This is a genomic window from Anaeromonas gelatinilytica (assembly GCF_016820635.1).
In the GTDB taxonomy this organism is placed as follows: Bacteria; Bacillota; Clostridia; order Tissierellales; family SIT17; genus Anaeromonas; species Anaeromonas gelatinilytica.
This window is the reverse complement of sequence record NZ_WSFU01000103.1, coordinates 1-19,057: the sequence shown is the minus strand read 5'-3', so window position 1 is coordinate 19,057 and position 19,057 is coordinate 1. Positions and strand designations below refer to the sequence as shown.

The 19,057-nt window shown below is 29.4% G+C and carries 22 protein-coding genes and 1 pseudogene; 20 read left to right on the top strand and 3 right to left on the bottom strand.

Features of this window, described 5'->3' with window-relative positions:
• The first annotated feature begins 208 nt into the window (after window positions 1-208).
• From GOQ29_RS08690 to GOQ29_RS15050, 5 genes are all read left to right on the top strand, one after another.
• Window positions 209-835 carry a type 1 glutamine amidotransferase family protein gene (locus GOQ29_RS08690; protein ID WP_203372257.1) on the top strand — a complete coding sequence of 209 codons (627 nt, stop codon included), beginning with the start codon at window positions 209-211 and terminating at the stop codon, window positions 833-835.
• A gap of 216 nt (window positions 836-1,051) precedes the next feature.
• On the top strand, window positions 1,052-1,615 hold the full coding sequence (locus GOQ29_RS08685; RefSeq protein WP_286672873.1) for an AAA domain-containing protein: 564 nt from the start codon (window positions 1,052-1,054) through the stop codon (window positions 1,613-1,615).
• Between the two features lie 127 nt (window positions 1,616-1,742).
• On the top strand, window positions 1,743-2,141 hold the full coding sequence (locus GOQ29_RS08680; RefSeq protein WP_203372255.1) for a hypothetical protein: 399 nt from the start codon (window positions 1,743-1,745) through the stop codon (window positions 2,139-2,141).
• Between the two features lie 448 nt (window positions 2,142-2,589).
• Window positions 2,590-2,778, top strand: coding sequence for a hypothetical protein (locus GOQ29_RS08675; RefSeq protein WP_203372254.1), 189 nt, complete (start codon window positions 2,590-2,592; stop codon window positions 2,776-2,778).
• Between the two features lie 21 nt (window positions 2,779-2,799).
• A complete protein-coding gene (locus tag GOQ29_RS15050; protein ID WP_203372253.1) occupies window positions 2,800-3,057 on the top strand; it encodes an amidase family protein in 258 nt (85 codons plus the stop codon).
• 218 nt (window positions 3,058-3,275) lie between these two features.
• Here GOQ29_RS15050 and GOQ29_RS08665 read toward each other — a convergent pair whose 3' ends face one another.
• Complete coding sequence (locus GOQ29_RS08665; protein ID WP_203372252.1) at window positions 3,276-3,794, bottom strand: GNAT family N-acetyltransferase; 519 nt, start codon at window positions 3,792-3,794, stop codon at window positions 3,276-3,278.
• A gap of 580 nt (window positions 3,795-4,374) precedes the next feature.
• Entirely contained in the window at window positions 4,375-4,521 is a 147-nt protein-coding gene (locus GOQ29_RS14840) for a transposase (RefSeq protein ID WP_350446001.1), read from the bottom strand.
• A gap of 810 nt (window positions 4,522-5,331) precedes the next feature.
• Here GOQ29_RS14840 and GOQ29_RS08655 point away from each other — a divergent pair.
• The 14 genes and pseudogenes from GOQ29_RS08655 (at window position 5,332) to GOQ29_RS08595 (ending at window position 16,871) form a co-directional block, all read left to right on the top strand.
• A complete protein-coding gene (locus GOQ29_RS08655) occupies window positions 5,332-6,684 on the top strand; it encodes a PqqD family peptide modification chaperone (protein WP_203372251.1) in 1,353 nt (450 codons plus the stop codon).
• A gap of 270 nt (window positions 6,685-6,954) precedes the next feature.
• The gene (locus GOQ29_RS08650) at window positions 6,955-8,253 is read left to right on the top strand and encodes a radical SAM/SPASM domain-containing protein (RefSeq protein WP_203372250.1); all 1,299 of its coding nucleotides are present in this window, start codon (window positions 6,955-6,957) and stop codon (window positions 8,251-8,253) included.
• A gap of 50 nt (window positions 8,254-8,303) precedes the next feature.
• Window positions 8,304-8,783 carry a GNAT family N-acetyltransferase gene (locus GOQ29_RS08645; RefSeq protein WP_203372249.1) on the top strand — a complete coding sequence of 160 codons (480 nt, stop codon included), beginning with the start codon at window positions 8,304-8,306 and terminating at the stop codon, window positions 8,781-8,783.
• A 138-nt stretch (window positions 8,784-8,921) separates the two neighbouring features.
• Entirely contained in the window at window positions 8,922-9,374 is a 453-nt protein-coding gene (locus GOQ29_RS08640) for a CPBP family intramembrane glutamic endopeptidase (RefSeq protein WP_203372248.1), read from the top strand.
• A 42-nt stretch (window positions 9,375-9,416) separates the two neighbouring features.
• On the top strand, window positions 9,417-9,833 hold the full coding sequence (locus tag GOQ29_RS08635; RefSeq protein WP_203372247.1) for a hypothetical protein: 417 nt from the start codon (window positions 9,417-9,419) through the stop codon (window positions 9,831-9,833).
• Between the two features lie 101 nt (window positions 9,834-9,934).
• A complete protein-coding gene (locus GOQ29_RS08630) occupies window positions 9,935-10,207 on the top strand; it encodes a transposase (RefSeq protein WP_203372246.1) in 273 nt (90 codons plus the stop codon).
• Window positions 10,192-10,824, top strand: coding sequence for an IS3 family transposase (locus tag GOQ29_RS08625; RefSeq protein WP_203372259.1), 633 nt, complete (start codon window positions 10,192-10,194; stop codon window positions 10,822-10,824). The genes GOQ29_RS08630 and GOQ29_RS08625 overlap by 16 nt, the downstream gene beginning before the upstream one ends.
• Window positions 10,825-11,456: 632 nt before the next feature.
• The gene (locus GOQ29_RS14630) at window positions 11,457-11,825 is read left to right on the top strand and encodes a reverse transcriptase N-terminal domain-containing protein (RefSeq protein WP_350446000.1); all 369 of its coding nucleotides are present in this window, start codon (window positions 11,457-11,459) and stop codon (window positions 11,823-11,825) included.
• Window positions 11,783-12,283, top strand: a complete 501-nt coding sequence (locus tag GOQ29_RS14625; protein ID WP_252187561.1) for a reverse transcriptase domain-containing protein — start codon at window positions 11,783-11,785, stop codon at window positions 12,281-12,283. Before GOQ29_RS14630 ends, GOQ29_RS14625 begins: the two co-directional genes overlap by 43 nt.
• 515 nt (window positions 12,284-12,798) lie before the next feature.
• A complete protein-coding gene (gene ltrA, locus GOQ29_RS08615; RefSeq protein WP_203372245.1) occupies window positions 12,799-14,043 on the top strand; it encodes a group II intron reverse transcriptase/maturase in 1,245 nt (414 codons plus the stop codon).
• A gap of 277 nt (window positions 14,044-14,320) precedes the next feature.
• A complete protein-coding gene (locus GOQ29_RS08610; protein ID WP_350445999.1) occupies window positions 14,321-14,737 on the top strand; it encodes a group II intron maturase-specific domain-containing protein in 417 nt (138 codons plus the stop codon).
• Between the two features lie 79 nt (window positions 14,738-14,816).
• Window positions 14,817-15,098 (top strand): annotated as a pseudogene (locus GOQ29_RS08605) (integrase core domain-containing protein); the annotation flags it as partial.
• Between the two features lie 294 nt (window positions 15,099-15,392).
• Window positions 15,393-16,067 (top strand): ABC transporter ATP-binding protein, encoded by a 675-nt coding sequence (locus GOQ29_RS08600; protein WP_203372244.1) that lies wholly within the window; start codon window positions 15,393-15,395, stop codon window positions 16,065-16,067.
• A 27-nt stretch (window positions 16,068-16,094) separates the two neighbouring features.
• Window positions 16,095-16,871 (top strand): ABC transporter permease, encoded by a 777-nt coding sequence (locus tag GOQ29_RS08595; protein WP_203372243.1) that lies wholly within the window; start codon window positions 16,095-16,097, stop codon window positions 16,869-16,871.
• Between the two features lie 130 nt (window positions 16,872-17,001).
• Here GOQ29_RS08595 and GOQ29_RS08590 read toward each other — a convergent pair whose 3' ends face one another.
• The gene (locus GOQ29_RS08590; RefSeq protein ID WP_203372242.1) at window positions 17,002-18,387 is read right to left on the bottom strand and encodes an NAD(P)H-dependent oxidoreductase; all 1,386 of its coding nucleotides are present in this window, start codon (window positions 18,385-18,387) and stop codon (window positions 17,002-17,004) included.
• Between the two features lie 193 nt (window positions 18,388-18,580).
• On the opposite strand from GOQ29_RS08590, the gene GOQ29_RS08585 reads away from it, so the two are divergent.
• A partial coding sequence (locus GOQ29_RS08585; RefSeq protein ID WP_203372241.1) for a TetR/AcrR family transcriptional regulator occupies window positions 18,581-19,057 on the top strand: 477 nt, incomplete at its 3' end.

The following is a 19,057-nucleotide window of genomic DNA, read 5'->3' as shown; positions in this document are numbered from 1 at the left end:
TTATGCGAAAACATTAAAGAAATATACAAAAATATATTGCAACCCTATGTAATCTATGTTATTTTATGAGTGGTGCACCGTAGTAAAAATGTAATGGGGGTTTATGAGTAATATGAAATAGTTGTCAGTGAAGTTGTTATACTATGGTGATAGATATTAATGAAATTAGTTTGTTTAGCACTTTTAAATGTAAGAGGAGGAATTGAAAATGGATAGCACTGTATATGTTTATGTATTTGACACAATGGCAGATTGGGAAATAGGTTATTTAACTGCGGAACTAAACTCGGGTAGATATTTTAAGAAGGGATTGTCTCAGTCAAAAATAGTTACCGTCGGAGTTGCAAAAACTCCTATTACTACAATGGGAGGTATGAAGATATTACCTGATATTGTACTTGAGGAATGTAGTATTAAAAACACAGATGCTTTGATTTTACCTGGTGGAGATACATGGATGGAATCAATCCACGAATCAATAATAAATAAAGCAGAGCAGTGTATAAAGGAGAACATTGTTGTAGCAGCGATATGTGGTGCTACAATAAGGCTTGCTCAGAATGGTCTGTTGGATTCAAGATGGCATACAAGTAATGATTTGGAATATCTTAAAATGGTATGTTCCGATTACAAAGGTGAAAAATATTACAAAAATGAACCTGCTGTTACTGATGGAAAGTTAATCACTGCTTCCGGAGTGGCTCCATTAGAATTTGCTGTACATGTCTTGAAAGCTTTGGATGTGTTTTTACCAAAAACATTGGATATTTGGTATAAGCTTTATGAGACTTACGAAGCTGAATATTTTTATGAGTTAACGAATTCAATACAATAAGAATGCAATCCTGGATGTGTTACGTTTATTTAGGAATCTGAATTCTTTTATAAAATTAGTAGTTTGATTTGTTTTTTAAGATTCCCTGCCACCAAGGAACTACCAGGTTTTGACGCTGACTTACGTACAGTTAAGATCCACGACAAAATAGCCTATTTTAATTCTACTCATAGACTTCCACATATTTAAAAATATATTAATTTATTCAAAAATATTTTGATAATAAAGCTAAGTGATAGGATATTTAATGAATATATAATATATTATGAAATAAAATCCATTTTATGTAACAAAACTGTCTGTAAGTCAGATATGCAAATAGACACAGAAAGATCTTCTAAAAGCGGGGGAAGTAGGTATAACTTAAATGAAATTCAAGCTATAGCTATGTGGATTAATCAAAATTCTGAACGTATTAAGTTAGCCTACCCAGATAAAGATGAGAAAAATTTCATAGGGATAATAACACCGTTTAAAGTTCAAGAAATACTGATAAAGAAAGAGTTTCAAAAGTTGTTGCCCTTTGATATTAGAAAAAATATAAGCTATGGTACTGTACATACATTTCAGGGTGCTGAAAGACAAATTGTTATTATGTCAACAGCATATGGTAGATTAGATGGATGTTATTTTATCGATATAAAAGAGAGTATGTTAAATGTTACAGTTTCACGTGCAAAAGATAGTTTTTTAGTCTTTGGAGACATTAATTGCCTTGATAAATCAAATCAAAGTGCTAGTGGTTTATTGCGTAGTTATATAGAAAATAACAAAATATGAAGTGAATGGACAAGCAATGGGAATTGCGAAGTTATATGATATTGATAAAGTAAAAACTTAAATATAGCAAATATCTTTATTAGTATGTTGAAATTAAAGAAATATATATATGAAAGGATTGTAAATTATGGATTTTGTTATAGATACATTATTTCAAGTATTTTTTGCATTTTTTTGGATAATTGGAATACTAGTGTTTTTGATTAAGAAAAAGAATAAAAAGAAATATATATTTTTGATACTTTTAATTCCTCCATTACTAATGTGGACAGTTTATTCCTATATCAATATACTAGAACCACGGTTTAAAGATATTAGATATTATAATAATAAAGATTATGAAATTACCAGTGGAAAGTGTAGTAGTGTGAAAACTAATTCAAGAGGTATGACCCCATCATTTATATTGGATGAAGATACTTATTATTACAATCCAAGAACTAAGGAAGTTAAAGAGGACAAAACTTATAAGATTAAGTATCTTCCCAATAGCAAATATGTTATTGATTTGGAAGTTTTAGAATAAATAATAGCGTATAGTTTGGAGGTTGATTTAACTAGTTATAATTAAAATTTTATTAACATATGTTTACGCTAATCTAAAAGTAAATCATAAAGGATATAAGTTTTGGTGCGATGAAGTAGATAGAGTGAAAAGAATATATGAAAATAAAAAACATACAGTAATTGTTATGAATTTATTTTTAAGTAAAGGATATTGATGGAATTAAAGTTTTATTGCTTATATTTTAGATTGAAATATAGAGTAAGGATCAGGCGCCGAATCGCCGAAAAAAGCCTATACAGGCATATGTTTAAGAAATCAAGGGAGTATTATGAATAATTGATTAGGGTTAAGTTGACAGATTATATATTGGCTGTTTTTGCATGGATTAAGGAGAGAGTTTGAATGTAAAAGATCACAAAGATGAAATGTATGTTAAACTTAATGAAATGCTTATTTGAAGGGGGTTATGAATGAGATGTTTACAATGACAGTAATGGAGCTTTCACGTGCAATTCGAGACAAACGCATTGGTGTTAAAGAACTTACAAGGGCATATATTGAACGAATAAAGAAATTTGAAGGGCTTGATGGTCTGAATACGGTATCGGAATTAAATTACAATGCCATAGTACAAGCTAAAAAATGGATTCCATAGTGGAGCCATGTTTGGCTTCCGATGCTTATAAAGGATAACATATATGTTTCAGAATTACATACAACGTCTGGTACCCTTGCCCTCACAGACAACATTGCTGAAAATGATGTTCACATCGTTGCGAATTTACATTGCAATGGTGCTTTAATATTAGAAAAAACAAATATGACAGAATTTGCAAACCATACCGGTAATAATATGCCCGGAGTATATAGTTCACGTGGCGGCCAGGTATCGATGAATTTATTTAATAGAGAAAGCAAATTAGGATTATTTTGATAATAAAATTTATCAAAATCAGTAGAAATATCAGGAAAATTTATTTGTTCAGTTGAAATTGGCATAAGTTTCTCCTTTCATTTTGGGTTTGAGTTATACATAGATTATTAATATGTTTATACCAAAAATGGGGGAAACTTAGCCATTTTAATAGATTAAAATGTAATTTTTATACGAGTTGTAGAATTTTGCAACGAGTTATTAGTCCAAGATATTATTTATTTAAAAATGCTCATAATAATAATGTCAAGATATTCTCCATCTCTAAACACTTCATTTTTCAAATATCCTTCCTCGATAAATCCGTACTTAAGATAACAATTAATTGCATTACTATTAGAACTAAGTACCTTTAAACTAATTTTGTTCATATTCATATTATCAAAAATAAAAGTACATAAAAGGTTCAGGGTATCAGTGCCGTATCCCTTTCCATGAAAAGATTTATTACCAATACATATTCCAATACGAGCTATTCTGCTTAACCAGTTTATATCAATAATTCTACATTCACCTATTAGTTGTGATTCATGAATTGTTTCTATAACAAATGAATACTTATCTGGAGTATTTGAACTAATTTTTTTATATCTATCAAAGTCTTCATAAATTAATTTAGGAAAAGGGACATCGAAATACATTTTTTTCATAATAGACCAATTATTATTATATTTATGAAGTAAAGGAATATCTTCTTCTTTAATCTCTCTCAATACTACTTTTGTTCCTTTAAGCATAAAAACCTCCAGGTATTATATTTGTGTTTTACTGAAAATAATTTTAAGTGACATTATTTTAGAAATGTACTCTATCTATTATAGATAGAGTACATTTCTATGTAATTTTGCTTTTTAGTTATCTGGATAATCTTTGAGTGCCATAATTGGTAAAGGTTTAACTGATATTTTTTTGACTTTACTTTTATTGGTTTTTGGTTTAATTTTAGCTGATTTCATTTTTTTCTCCTTTCTTTTTAAATTTAGCAACATTTGTTACACCATCCTATTGAATTATTATTCTTTTCCTCTTTTCCAGGAATCAAAAGAACTGGTTTTCTGTAAGACATATTTACACCTCCTTTTATCATACTAAAAATGTAATAAAAATTAATGATTGATATTTTATTACATTTTTAGTATGATACATAATAAAGAATAAGACAAGCTTAAATTCAGAAAAATCGCAATATTCAAGAAAATAACCTGATAATGTGTCAAGATAAATTTTTAAAGTAAAACAATGTAATTGTTTAAAAAAGGGTAACTTTAATAAAACTTAGGTTTTTCAAAGAAAAAATATGTTTATAAGAAAAATATTTTATTGTTTCTCTCCAACTTTATCATTGGAGTAGAGTTGATTTTTAGTAATTCTAGTATTCCCTGATGTATAGTTACCAGATTGATTAACTCTCCATGTAAGACCAGCATATTTAGCTAATGCATCTTGGGAGTTAAAAGACTTTATGGTTCCAATTTCAAGCAGTATACCACTAGCAAGTACAGGTCCTATTCATGAAATAGATATGAGAGATTTGTACTTAGTAAGATTGATACTTTCTAAAATTGCTTCAGCACCAGGCTGATTATTCAAAGCTTTTAGTTTAAGAAGTTTATTGCCTTTAAAATCTAGAGCACATAAGACGTTAATCTTAGAGCTAACATCAATACCGACATATAAAGTTGACATTATATTGTTCTTCATTTAATCACTACCTTTTGGTAGAAAATAGGAGAACAATTAGTAAAAGAGATATCCTGATCTTAGTTGCTAATTGAAACCTCGCATTATTAGCATTCACCCTTGAAAACTACCTTGCTGTTGGTCTAGCCAAAGAGATGCAGCATATGTAGTAGGCAGTTTTTGACAACTAAGTTAAGAAACACGCTTTTTAGGCAATAACCAAAAGGTTTTGCAAGGAGAGAAAGAAATATTCTTCACTAATCATCCTATAATTACATTTTAGCATTAGGGTATCTCAATTAAAAAATTGTATTTAAAAATAAAAAAATAATATGAATAGAGCACTTAAAAAGTGTCTCTAAACACATTATATGAGTTTGGGAATTAATCCTGTTAGAAAGAGGTTCTGTTACTATTATAAAGCTAATAAAATCATATGTTATAAAAAACATAAATGTTACTTTTATTAGGTGAGGATAAAAATAGATATTTTATCTAGAATTCGACATATTTATTAGAATAATGTATCTAGAATTATAAAAATTTAATCAGAAGTATTGAAAAATACTATATGATTTAAAAGGGAGAGAGGAAATGAATTTTAAATTTAATTGGAAAAGAATAAAAGTTTCAGAATGTATAACAAAAAAGGTTGATGATGTTTATGTAGTTTATCCCATCAAACCAAAAAGGGATTGTATTATGATAGGAGGAATTGGTTATGAAATATGGAATGCACTTACTAATAGTATACCCTTAGAAAACTTTATCGATAAAATGTTAAGTAAGTATGAAGTGGAAAAGGAAGAATTAATTCAAGATATAAACAACTTTCTTACAAGTTTAAAAACTGCAAATCTAATAATTATAGATGGAATTGAAGAAAAATTCAAATTACAAACCAATGAATTTAAAACTACTAGAATTGTATCATCTGATCATAATGATAACTATGTAAATGAAAGGTACTTGAAATTAAGTAAACCATACAAAGTATTTCTTGAATTAACATATAATTGTAATCTTAAATGTGAACATTGCTATCTTGGAAAAGAAACCTATATGAGTCCAGAGTTCATGGATTATGAAACAGCTTTACGAGTCATAGATGAATTAGTGGAAAATGAATTAGTAGAGTTAGTCATTACAGGGGGTGAAGCATTACTGCATCCTCAGTTATTTGAAATATTAGAGTATGCTTGTGAGAATGAATTAATAGTAACTTTATTAACAAACGGAACAATTATAAGTGATGAGAAAATTGAATCATTAAAAAAATTAAATTTATATGATATTAGGATATCAATATATGGAATGGAGGAGTTTCATGATTCATTTGTCAAAATGAAAGGAGCTTTTAAAAAGTCTGTAAAAGCTTTGAAGGAATTACGAAAAAATTTTAAAATTGGAACAGCAGTATGTATACTTTCTAAAGATAATTATGAACATAGTAAAGAATTGGAGTTGTATATGAATAATAATAATATTCCTATTGATATTTCTCCAGTAATATTTCCTACAATTAGTGGTGATTTAGAACCCACTTTATTAAGAATGACAGAAAATCAAGTTATTGATAGTATAGTTAATAGAGGGTTTAAAGTTGGAGGTAACATTTGTACAGCTGGAATCTCACGGTTTCGAATTACACCAACGGGTGAAGTAAACCCGTGTGAAATGCTAAGGAGTATATCACTTGGCAATATTAATGACTTATCTTTTACAGAAATACTTAATTCTGAGTCTAGACAAGAATGGATTAAAACATTTAGAACACTAAAAAACACAAAATGTGATAAATGTAACAAAAAAAATTATTGTTTTAATTGTCCTGGGATTGCATACTTAGAAACAGGTAATTTAAATGGGATTTCAAAATACCCGTGCAAACTAGCACATATACAAAAAGATTATTATGAAAACCAATCTTGTAATACATCAATATAAGTATTTTAAGTCAAACTGTAGTAGAATCGGTAAAAATAATGAGTTTAGTATATCGAGGTATTATTCTTAGGTTTGTTTTTTATAAAATTGTTAGTTTTAATTAAGGACTATTTAATATACGTTGTTTAGTGTTAGGTTTTATCCTAAAGCAATCATGGTTTCATTATTAGATATAGATAATATATTTTTAAGAATGAAGCTTCAAAGTATTTAAGTTAGTTATAGCTTCTTGAAATTAGCAGAAAAGTTATGATATGAGGGGGAGATGGTATGGAATTAGAAATGAATAATTTGGTATACGAATATAAAGGTAAGAAAATTAATGTTCCTTTATTTCAACCTTGGGAGGTATATGAAGGACTAACTAATATACAGCCTAATTTTTTAGAGGAAGTTAGAAAAAAAAGAGAATTTTCTTCGTATATCACTTTGCATATAACTAACGAATGTAATTTGAATTGTACATATTGTTTTGAGAAAGATAAAGGAAATTTTACTATTTCAGAAGATAAGATCATTGAATTGTATAGTTTTCTTTTGAAAAATAATAAAAGTGATAATTTAGAAATTAGGTTGTTTGGAGGAGAACCACTTTTAAAGTTTAATATTATTAAAAGAATTATAAATACTTTTAAAGATTTAAATAACCATAGCTCTAAAAACTTTAACATATCATATAATATTTTCACAAATGCTACTATTATTAATAATGAGATAATTGATTTTCTAAAAGAAAATGACATACAAGTATTTACAAGTATAGATTGTAATAAACAAATACACAACAGAAATAGGATAGATATAAATGGAAATGGAACTTATGATAAAGTAATAAAAAATGCAAAGCTATTAAATAAGAATTTATCTCAGAGAGTAGTTGTAAGAAGTATTCTTGATACAAGTGAAGAAGAATGGAATTTAGTAGAATATTGTTGCAGCTTATTTGACCAAGGATTACTTATGTATTCAATAGAATTCCCTTGGACAACATGTGATAGTTTATATGCCTTAAGTAATGAAAAGTTAAATATAGTCAAAAGAAAGATATCTGAATATTGCGATGAGTATATTAATAGAATTAAGAGAAAAGATTTTTCACTTATTGGGTTACATCCTTTTGTTAAATACATAAGCAAAGCAATAAATAATGATACAACATTGTGTATGTACTCCTGTGGTGCTGGTTACAGTGGACTAGCTGTTACGGCAGAAGGTGAAATTTTTCCATGTCATGCATTTACAAATTATGAAAAATTTAAATTAGGAAATACAAAGAGAGGAATAATCAATAAAGAATTGCTTGAAGTTTTTGAAAATTATGGAGCTGATAATATAAAGAAGTGCAATACTTGCTCGGTGAAATATTTATGTATGAATCGATGTCCTTTTGACTCTTTTATTTACAATGGAGATGTTTTTTCTATTAATGATTTTCGTTGTGAAATACAAAAAGAGATTATTAAAGCAAGTTTTTATTTACTTAACGAAATTAATAAATTACCATTACAAAAAAGAGTTATCAAAATGATAACTAAAAAATTGTTTTATAACGTTGATAAACATACATAAAAACTTTATGGGGAAATTTTTTTTTACATTAATTAAGAGAGTGAGGTAATATGTTGAAAATTAGGGCTTATAATCCGGATAAAGATAGTTTATTTGTAGAAGGTATGATAGAAAGTGAAGAATATGATATGAATATAAACTATTCAACTCTAAAAAAGACTTTTAATAGAGATTCTATTTACGTTTTAGAATATAAAGATAGAAAGTATGGATTTTGTGAGTATTATGAGGTTGATGATTTGAATAAAAATCTTAGCTTGAATATTATATTTACAAGATTTAATAAGTACATAAATGGGAAATTTATTTTAGAGATAATAAGAAAAATTTTTAGAGAAGATGACTATAATAAATTGATAATTAAGGTTAGAGAAGAAAATAAACGTATGCTACGTATATTACAAAAAAATAATATACATTGTGAAGGTGTTATAAGTAATATTAAAACCAAAGATAATGTATTAACAAATATATATATATATTCGATACTTAGGTCCGAGTACTTGTATAAACATGAGGAGTATAATTAGATGAATGTTTTAATTATATCTTTGATTTTATTGCACTTAATTTTTACTTCGTTAAATGTCGAAATTAAAATATATACTGGGAGCATTATATTGTTAATCTACTTTTATCAATTAAATACGAGGGAGTTTTATGAAGGTTTGAATTTTTTTTACTCGGGATTTAATTTAATAATAGGTTATAGTTTGGGAATCTTTGAAACCTTAATAGTAACTAAGAAGTTAAGTCACATAAAAAATAGTGAATTTAAATTAAAGGAATTATTAAAGTTTAAACCTAGCCTAGCATTAAATGCTATCTTAGAAGAAGCTATATGGAGAGGTTTTATACAATTACATCTTTGTAAACTTGTAAATGATAATATAAGCCTTCAAATATTAATGGTATTTATGGTTAGTATATTATTTGTACTATCACATCATATTAATTTAAAGGACTTATTTTTATTAGAACTTCTGATCTTCTCATTACTCCTTGGATTTATTTACTATTTTACAGGAAAACTCGAGTTTGTAATTGGATTACATTTTGCTCGTAATCAGATTATACTTAATATTAAAAACAAAATAAATAATAATTTACAATATAAGTGAAATATCAAAATATACAAATTGAAAATATAGAAAGGAGCTTCTATGAATAAGAGAAAGTATTCTGAAATATCAATTGATTTATGGGATAAAGAATTACTGAAAATAGAAGATTTAGTTATTAATATTCATGAAAAATATAATAATTATGAATCTAGATATTATGCTTATTATAATGATACAGATATTATATCTTTGATTAGATATGTAAAAATTAATAACTATAATATGCTAAATATCTGGTTTGATAAGAATGAAATTTATAAATGTAAAGAAGCTTTTATAACATTACTTAGTGAACTTAAGTCCAAAAAGTCTAATGTAATATATACTCAATTACTAGGGACAGAAAAATCTTGTATTAATTATTTAAAAGAATGTGGTTTTATAAAAACACTCCATCTTAGAGAACAAATATTAATTAATAATAAGTTTTATGATTTAATAACTTTAACATTATAAGAATTGTGCTCATATAGATTTACAATATGATGTTAGTATAGAATTATGGACACGTTTAGTTTAACAAGCTAAAATATAAATAGATGAAAGGATGTGTCCGTGTGAGTACTAACGGTAAAAGATATAATGAAGAATTTAAACAAAAAATTATAGAATTATATAATTCTGGTAGCTCTGCTACAGAGCTAGAACGTGAATATGGTGTAACTAGGACAACTATTTATAAATGGATTAAGGAAAATACAGAAATTCAAGTAGATGATCAAGAATCTATAACTTCTAAAGATGTCTTAAAAATGAAAAAAGAGAATGCTAAACTCAAGGAGGAAATAGAAATCTTAAAAAAGGCTTTAACCATATTCGCCAAAAAATAGATATTCAGGCTTTAACTTCTTTTATTGAAGATAATAAAAAGAATCACGATATTAAATTATTATGTGAAACTCTACAAATATCTCGTAGTACCTATTATGACCGTAGGTCTAGAAAAAAGTCTAATAGAGCTCTTGAAAATGAAAAATTTTTAAAAAAAATCATGTCTATTTATTTAGATAATAAAAAACGCTATGGTGCTCCTAAGATTAGACAAATTTTGAAATCAAGCGGATGGTTAGTGAGTCTAAAAAGAGTGCAACGCCTTATGAAAAAGCTAGGTATTAGGTCAATTGTTCATAAAAAATTTAAGCATCATTCTTCGAAGTGTAATGATAAAATTGGTGAAAATATCATTAATAGAGATTTTTCAACTACTTCTATTAATGAGAAATGGGTTACTGATATTACTTATATCTATACTATTAAAGATGGTTGGTGTTATCTAGCATCTATTATGGATTTATATACAAGAAAAATCATAGGTTATTCTTTCTCCAAATCTATGACAACTAAATTAACCATAAAAGCTTTAGAAAAAGCTTTAGAAAATACTTATTTTAACCAAAGACCTAACGGTCAAGTTATCATACACTCTGATAGAGGAAGCCAAGTGTGACAAGAAGTCGCATAATTTATTGCAATAATGCTACTCTATCCATTCGGAGTAATCCTATCGTGACTAGCGTGGATGGTAACGTCTGGTATAGAAAGCTCACGAGACAACGAGACAATGAGGAAATTCTAGAAGCCTAAATCTGGAATGACTACTAGGATAAGAAAGCTATGGAGAACGTAAAGTGAATCACTGTAGAAATCGTTACGCGGAGGAAGCGAAATAGGCTGCTACGCTTCGACCAAAAGGTATGGAGTCAAGCAAAGGTGTTCTGGCTAGCCAATGCGAATGGATAAAGCACTTCCGATTTAAAGGTGGCTCCTAAGGCTTTCATAATTATGTATTATGTGGAACTTGGTAAACCCTCTAAGTTCCTAGTTGTATACGACTGGGTATCAAACCGCAAGGAAATGAAATGGCTTAGAGGGCAGAAGAAAGAGATAAAAAGCGAATGCCTATGTTGTAATAACGAAGGATAAGGGTTCAAACTTTGCCCCGACTTGAAAGAGTGCAGACTTATCTCATGGTATTTCTTAGCAGGAAAGGATTGTATATCTATGAATTTTAGTAACTCAACGACGGATAAAACCGAGAGGCTAAAAGACACAACTACACTCACAAAACAATGAGATTCCATTGACTGGGAGAAAGCTCAAAAACAAGTTAATAGACTGCAAATCAGGATTGCTAAGGCAGCAGTGAAAGGTGACACTAACAAAGTCAAGAGACTCCAGTACCTACTCACGCACTCATTCTACGCAAAGGTTCTCGCAGTCAAGAAAGTCACATCAAACAAAGGTAAAAACACTTCTGGTGTGGACAAGAAACTTTGGTCTACGTCTGCTTCAAAGATGAAAGCAACTCTTTCACTAACGAACAGACAATACAAAGCGAAACCACTTAGGAGAGTTTACATTGAAAAAAAGGTAAGAAGAAGAAACGCCCTCTTGGAATTCCAACTATGTACGACAGAGCAATGCAAACATTATATGCACTTGCATTAGAACCAGTGGCAGAGGTTATAGGGGACCATGTATCCTTTGGATTCAGAAAAGGAAGAAGCGCCAAAGACACATGCGAACAAATCTTCTGCGTACTTGCAAGAAAATGTTCACCACATTGGATTCTGGTGGGAGACATCAAAGGATGCTTCGACAATATCAACCATGAATGGTTAATGGAAAACATTCCAATGGACAAACGAATAATGAAGCAATTTATAAAATCTGGGTTCATCTACAAAGGCACCCTTTTTCCAACTGAAACAGGTTCTCCTCAAGGTGGATCGATTTCAAGTCTTTACGCCAATATGACACTTGATGGTCTTGAAAAACTAATGCAAGGTAAATACCATCGGAACTCAAAAGGAAACATTGAAAATCATTACTGTGCAAAAACAAAAGTAAATCTCATAAGATATGCTGATGACTGTGCGCCACGAAGGCGTGTCCAAGTAGCGTAGCTACTTGAAGACAGCTAAGCTGTACAGATGATGGCGGTGGGCCCGCCGGAATCGCCATGCAGGTGGAGATTTCAAACTACCTTAAGGTGCTGTGGTCAAAAGCCATGGTGTTGAGCGTTAAGGAAAAGGCAGTATCTAAACTGTCAAGTGCGTATTAAGGAGATGAACGAACAAGTGAACCACTTACGAAAATGTCGAAAGCGTAGAGATTCCATCAAAACCAGAGGGTAGTCGTTAATCTGGGATAAGTCTAGGGGAAACCTGTTTACTGCCTAGATGGTGGGCGGCATAAAGGTGGCATGAACTTAATACAGGCGTTTGTACGGAACGTGGGAACCCACGGGCTGATGTTAAGGGAGTATATCAAGCGGAAGAACCGTAAGATAAGAGTAGCGATGCAGTCATGGGGGCAGATTGGGTTGTAGTAGTGAGGAAGTTTCTGTAATGGAAATGGAGCGAAGAACCCGAGTTATTCAGTTTCAAGAGTAAGTCAACTTTGAAAGGAGGAGGAGCTTATGCAAGAAACAAAGCCATACAATATTTCCAAACGGAAAGTGAAAGAAGCCTATGAAAAGGTAAAAGCAAACAAGGGAACATATGGAGTTGATGACCAATCAATTGAAGATTTTGAAGAGAATTTAAACAACAATCTATATAAAATCTGGAATAGAATGTCATCAGGAAGTTACTTCCCCAAACCTGTAAAAGCAGTAGGGATACCCAAGAAAAATGGGGGAACTCGTATCTTAGGAATACTAACAGTAGAAGACAGGATTGCACAAATGGTAGCTAAAATGTATTTTGAGCCATGTGTAGAACCGATATTCTATGATGATTCCTATGGGTACAGACCGAATAAATCAGCAATACAAGCATTAGAAGTAACAAGAGAGCGATGTTGGGGAAAAAACTGGGTATTCGAATTTGATATCAAAGGTCTTTTTGATAATATTAGGCATGATTACTTAATAGAAATGGTAAAGCGGCACACAGAAGAAACATGGATAGTCATGTATATCAAACGGTGGCTAGTTACACCATTTCAAAAGGAAGACGGAACAATCACAACCAGAACTTCTGGAACACCACAGGGTGGGGTAATCAGTCCAGTACTCTCAAATCTATTTCTGCACTATGTATATGATGATTTTATGACAAAAGAGTTTTCAACAATACCTTGGGCAAGATATGCAGATGATGGAATAGCACATTGCGTATCCTTAAAACAGGCAAAGTATCTCCAACGAAGATTAGAAGAGAGATTTCTAATGTTTGGACTAGAATTGAATTTAGACAAGACAAGAATTGTATATTGTAAAGATGAAGACCGGAAGGGCAAGCATGAATATACATCATTTGACTTTCTAGGATATACATTCAGACCAAGACAAGCAAAGAACAAGTATGGAAAGTTCTTTACAAACTTTCTTCCTGCAATTGGAGAGAAAGCAAAGAAATCTATACGGAAAGAAGTCCGAAGTTGGAAATTACAACTTAAGCCTGACAAAGATTTATGGGATATAGCAAATATGTTTAATAGAAAGATACAGGGGTGGATTAACTACTACACGCATTTCTACAAATCAGAAATATACGATGTACTAAGGTATATCAATAATTGCCTCGTTAATTGGGTTCGTAGAAAATACAAGAAGCGGAAAGCAAGACGGCGTGCCGAGCATTGGCTTGGCACAATAGCAAAGCGTGATAAGGATCTGTTTGCACACTGGAAGTTAGGGATATTGCCATCGGCTGGATAATGGGAGCCGTATGAGCTGAGAGGTTCACGTACGGTTCTGAGAGGGACTTAAGGGGAGGTTCCTTAGGTCTACTTACTTCATCGTAACTGCCAACATACGAGAAACAGCAGAAGAATTAAAACTAATCATCAGCACGTTTCTAAAAGAGCGTGGCCTTGAATTATCTGAAGAGAAAACAACAATTGCATATATTAATAATGGATTCGACTTCCTGGGCTGGACATTTAGGAAATTCAGAAACAAACTAATTATCAAACCGTCCAAGAGTTCTACAAAAGTGCTTATCAGAAAAATATCAGACATAATCCTTAAAGAAGGAAAAGCGCTAAAACAAGAAGACTTAATCAGGAGACTGAACTCAATAATCATAGGCTGGACCAACTACAATAAACATGTAGTTGCGAGTCGCACATTCTCATATGTCAATAACACAATTTATCTTCTCCTAGAAAGATGGGCTAAACACAGGCACCCGAATAAAAACAAATGGTGGCGACTTAACAAATATTGGCATGAGAGAAATGATAAACCGTGGGTATTCATGACTGATAGGAATCACCTTATTAATCTAAAAACAATCGACATTAGACGTCACCCCAAATTACAAATATCCAAAAATCCGTTCCTAGATGAGAAATATTTCATCAAAAGAAGGATTCGATTACAATCGCTTGCTGTCGCCAGAAATGGTTAAGAAATGCTTGAGCCGTATGAGCGGGAAACTCTCACGTACGGTCCTTAGATGAGGGAAAGGGAGAAATCCCTTTTTATTAATCGATTACACTAGCTATGAATATGTGAATAAAGTTAAAAGTTTAGAGTTAACCATCTCTTTTAGTAATAAAGGAAATCCTTATGATAATGCTTGTATCGAATCATTTCATTCAATATTAAAAAAAGAAGAAGTAAATCACAAAAAGTATAGAGATTTTGCAGATGCTAAGATAGCTATTTTTCAATATATAGAATCCTGGTATAACAGGAAAAGAATTCATGGAAGCATTAATTACATGACTCCTCAACAATTGGAGGATAGATTAAATATAGTTTCTTAAATAGTTAAATTTTCTGTGTCCAGAATATTGACATAGGTCCAATTTGTAAACTTGTATTAGCAGCATTTATATTTGGAAATTACTTTTCTGTTGCTCCATTCAAAGGGATACAGAATATGTAGCAAGAAAATTTTTGTAATAAAGTAAGTAAATGGTGCTTTAGATAGATAGCTTAGTGTTTTATAAGAAGAAGAATAAATATATTTTAGAACAAAGATATAACAATAATTGGATTAAAGTACTAATAAATCATCTAAAAATTAGCTCTAGACATATTATAAAAGGAGGAAAATTATGATAATAATTTCTGAATTATCAAAAGAATATAATAATGGAAATACTAAAATATTTTCCAATGTAAATGTAACTATTAAAGATAGAGAAATAGTAGCTTTATTAGGCGAAAATGGATCTGGCAAAACAACATTATTGAAATGTATCTGTGGATTAGTACAAGCTAATGAAGGTAAGATTTATATAGATGGCTTAGAAATGAATCAATCAAATTTTAACACACATATGTACTCTATTGGTGTAGTTTTAGAAGGAATAAGAAATCTATATTGGAGAATGAAAGTACAGGATAATTTACAATATTTTGGTGCACTAAAAGGTTTGGGTAAGACACAAATCATTCAAAGGGTAAATGAGTTAAATAAAATTCATGGATTAAATATTACTGAACTATCAAATAGACCAGTAAAAGAGCTTTCTATAGGACAAAAACAGAAAGTTGCTATTTTTATAGCATTATTACATAGACCTAAATTCTTAATATTGGATGAGCCGTTTAATGGAATAGATAAGTATACTAAATATAATTTATCTAATCTATTATTAAATATTAGAAATAATGAAAATGTAAGTATTCTTTTAACTAGTCATATTGATGATAAGTTAATAAATCTTGCTGACAAAGAAATACTATTAAAAAGTGATAATGCTATAGTAATTCAAAAAAATCAATAATGAATATTAACTAAAAAAGGAGGATTTATGAAATATTTTAAAATTATATTAGCTGAAATAAAAATGAATATGAGAAATAGCTTTTCATATAAAACGGGTATAGTTAGTGAAATTGTTGTTATACTCATATTGTATATAGGGTTAATTTTCTTTGAGTCTGGTAATAGTTTAAGTTATTATTATCCGGGAATTGATAGTTCTACTAGCTTGTTACTCGTTGGATATATTTTTTGGTCTTTTTCGAGTACTGCAGTAAATATAGTGAGTTCAAATATAAGTAAAGAAGCTAGTCAGGGAACTTTAGAGGTAAAATATATGTGTATTGTTCCCATATATATTCTTATGATTGGAAATTTTATTTCAAGTATTATTATAGAATTGGTAGAAGTTGCTATTCTAATTTTAGTTTCGGTTATAATTTTTGATATACCATTATATATATCTGCCAATACAATTGTGGCTTTAATGCTAACTTTAATTGGTATGTATGGAATAGGAGTATGTTTTGGAGGAGTTACTTTCAAAGAAAAACAAATAGGTAAATTTATATATATATTTCAAATTGCTCTTCTTGTTTTTTCTGACGTACTATCAGTAAATAAAGCATTAGGAACTCTTAGATATTTCATTCCTTTGAATCTAGGAGTAGATATTGCTCGTAGCTCAATAAGTGGATTATCAATACCTTATTATAAATGGTTATACTTAGGAATAAGCAGTATTGGCTGGATAGTATTAAGCTTTTTAATATTTCGTTATTTTGAGAAAAAATCAAAAATTAATGGAGTGTTAGGTCATTATTAAATATAAGGTGTACAATTTATGTAAGAGGGGTTATGCTTTAATTATTCTCATATTTTGCAGGTGAATAATTAAAGCATAACTTTTTTTCATAAATGTTTAACGTAGGTACAATAGTAGGATAGAATTACCACTAAACAGTTTTATCTTCTACAATCTTTTTTAAGGGTTCAATCATTGAAGACTTCATTTTATTTGAGTAAATTTCTTTTCTAATGAGAGGAAACTTACTCATTAGTATTAATATAAAATTCATTATTCTAGATTTATAATTCTTTTGTGGAAAGTCATATACATTAAGTGCTTTATAAGCCTTATGATCAGCAATAAATGGAAATCGTATCTTTCCCCATATTTCATCTCTAAATATCTTCATACCTGCTACACCAAGAAAAGTGGCAGGCTTACTGTAATTTACAGTTGATAGTTTAATAAGGTTGTATGAGAAAGCATGTAATTGTTTGTCGATTTCTATACTAGTATCACATTCATCAGTTATGAAACCAACCAAATTGGATCCTTGCCATTGAGTATAGGATTCCAATATCTGCTTTAGATTAGGTATTTGATTTAAAGCACCAGATATTATAAATCCTATTTGTTTACCTAAAAGAGATGGAGTGTGGGTATTAAAAAACCCTCTGTCAAAGAATCTTTTCCATGTAGAAGATAAATGTCTGTATTTAATAGTACCAGCAAAAACTATTATATCCACAGTTTTTAATTTACTATTATAAAAGTTAATAAAATCATCTTTACCAGTGTAAATACACTCATAGTTATAACCACATTTTAAACAGCCTAAACAGCTTCCTTTCATGTTTATATTTTCAAGGTTGACTAATTCTATAGTTTGGGAAAATGAGTTTCTTAATTTATCTATCATGTTTTTTAAATTAATATTTTCTAAAGAGTCAGCTACTATAATTACTTTTTTATTTGAAACATCTATTTTATCATGGGTAAATTCAGGAATGTATCTTATTGGAGAGTATTTTATTGGACTATAATTTTTTAAAGTAATTACTTTATTTTCTATTGCATTAAAAAAATTCTGGGCAAATTTCAATAGATTTTTTCTTATATCTTCCTTTTCTAAATCATACATATGTAACGAAAAATAATCTATATAATTCATATTTAAATCATCACAAATTGAATTCATGTAATTGACTGCAGTATGGTCAAAAAAGTGAATGGATGTAGCAAGAATTGAAGTATATTTTTCTTTAAAAGCATATTCAACATTTTTTTCAAAAATTAATTCTATAAATCTCTGATAATTTGAATGAACAGTAAATACGTAAAGAGGAAATGCCCAGATAATTCCATCACTAGATTTAACGTCACTAATTATACTATGAAAAGCTGTTTTATCCCTTTCTATCTGATTAATTCTTTGAGAAATATTGATTATTTTTAATTCATGCTGTTTAAATTTTTTTTGAATATATTTTATATACTGCATAGTAACGCTTATGTCGCCTTTAGGACTTCCATTTAAAACTATGATTTTCATGTAGACCATCTCCAATATTTATTATTTTATTCAAGACATTTTTTACTAGTAGATATCTACTGCAAGTTATGTTGACGCTGTATACATTAATTTAATTATACAATAATAAGTTTACAGTGTCAACATTTCATGATATAATTTTTATCAAGAAATTTATTTGAAATATATTATGAGTTTAGGGAGGCAGGCAGCAGTGGATAGAGAAACATATCATCATGGTGATTTAAAACAGGAACTTATACATAATGGATTATTACTGTTAAATAAAGAAGGAATAGAAAGATTCTCCTTAAGAAAAGTTGCAAGTATGTGTGGTGTAAGTCATAATGCACCATATAGACATTTTAAAGATAAAGATGAACTTATCAATGAAATAGTAAGAGTTGTTTGGGAGAAATTCTATATATCATTATTAGATGTGACTAAGTTATATACTGATGAACCTAGACTTCAAATCGTTGAAATGGGAAAAGCATATGTAAAGTTTATGGTGGAAAATCCAGATTATTTAAAGTTTATGTTTTTATCGGATAGCACATATCCTATTAGAATTGAAGATGGTAAATTTTACGGTGATAAAGATAGTGCATTTGGAGTTTTTAAAAACAGTTCAGAAAGATATTTTAAGGAAATAAATTTGAACGAAAAGTTATATATGCAAAAAACATTA

What these genes read in the sequence shown, in the direction of transcription:
- GOQ29_RS08690 (WP_203372257.1), top strand. Translation starts at nt 209, where the DNA reads ATGGATAGCACTGTATATGTTTATGTATTTGACACAATGGCAGATTGG.
- GOQ29_RS08680 (WP_203372255.1), top strand. Translation starts at nt 1,743, where the DNA reads ATGGATTTTGTTATAGATACATTATTTCAAGTATTTTTTGCATTTTTT.
- GOQ29_RS08675 (WP_203372254.1), top strand. Translation starts at nt 2,590, where the DNA reads ATGAATGAGATGTTTACAATGACAGTAATGGAGCTTTCACGTGCAATT.
- GOQ29_RS15050 (WP_203372253.1), top strand. Translation starts at nt 2,800, where the DNA reads ATGCTTATAAAGGATAACATATATGTTTCAGAATTACATACAACGTCT.
- GOQ29_RS08665 (WP_203372252.1), bottom strand. Translation starts at nt 3,794, where the DNA reads ATGCTTAAAGGAACAAAAGTAGTATTGAGAGAGATTAAAGAAGAAGAT.
- GOQ29_RS08655 (WP_203372251.1), top strand. Translation starts at nt 5,332, where the DNA reads ATGAATTTTAAATTTAATTGGAAAAGAATAAAAGTTTCAGAATGTATA.
- GOQ29_RS08650 (WP_203372250.1), top strand. Translation starts at nt 6,955, where the DNA reads ATGGAATTAGAAATGAATAATTTGGTATACGAATATAAAGGTAAGAAA.
- GOQ29_RS08645 (WP_203372249.1), top strand. Translation starts at nt 8,304, where the DNA reads ATGTTGAAAATTAGGGCTTATAATCCGGATAAAGATAGTTTATTTGTA.
- GOQ29_RS08635 (WP_203372247.1), top strand. Translation starts at nt 9,417, where the DNA reads ATGAATAAGAGAAAGTATTCTGAAATATCAATTGATTTATGGGATAAA.
- GOQ29_RS14625 (WP_252187561.1), top strand. Translation starts at nt 11,783, where the DNA reads ATGTACGACAGAGCAATGCAAACATTATATGCACTTGCATTAGAACCA.
- ltrA (WP_203372245.1), top strand. Translation starts at nt 12,799, where the DNA reads ATGCAAGAAACAAAGCCATACAATATTTCCAAACGGAAAGTGAAAGAA.
- GOQ29_RS08600 (WP_203372244.1), top strand. Translation starts at nt 15,393, where the DNA reads ATGATAATAATTTCTGAATTATCAAAAGAATATAATAATGGAAATACT.
- GOQ29_RS08595 (WP_203372243.1), top strand. Translation starts at nt 16,095, where the DNA reads ATGAAATATTTTAAAATTATATTAGCTGAAATAAAAATGAATATGAGA.
- GOQ29_RS08590 (WP_203372242.1), bottom strand. Translation starts at nt 18,387, where the DNA reads ATGAAAATCATAGTTTTAAATGGAAGTCCTAAAGGCGACATAAGCGTT.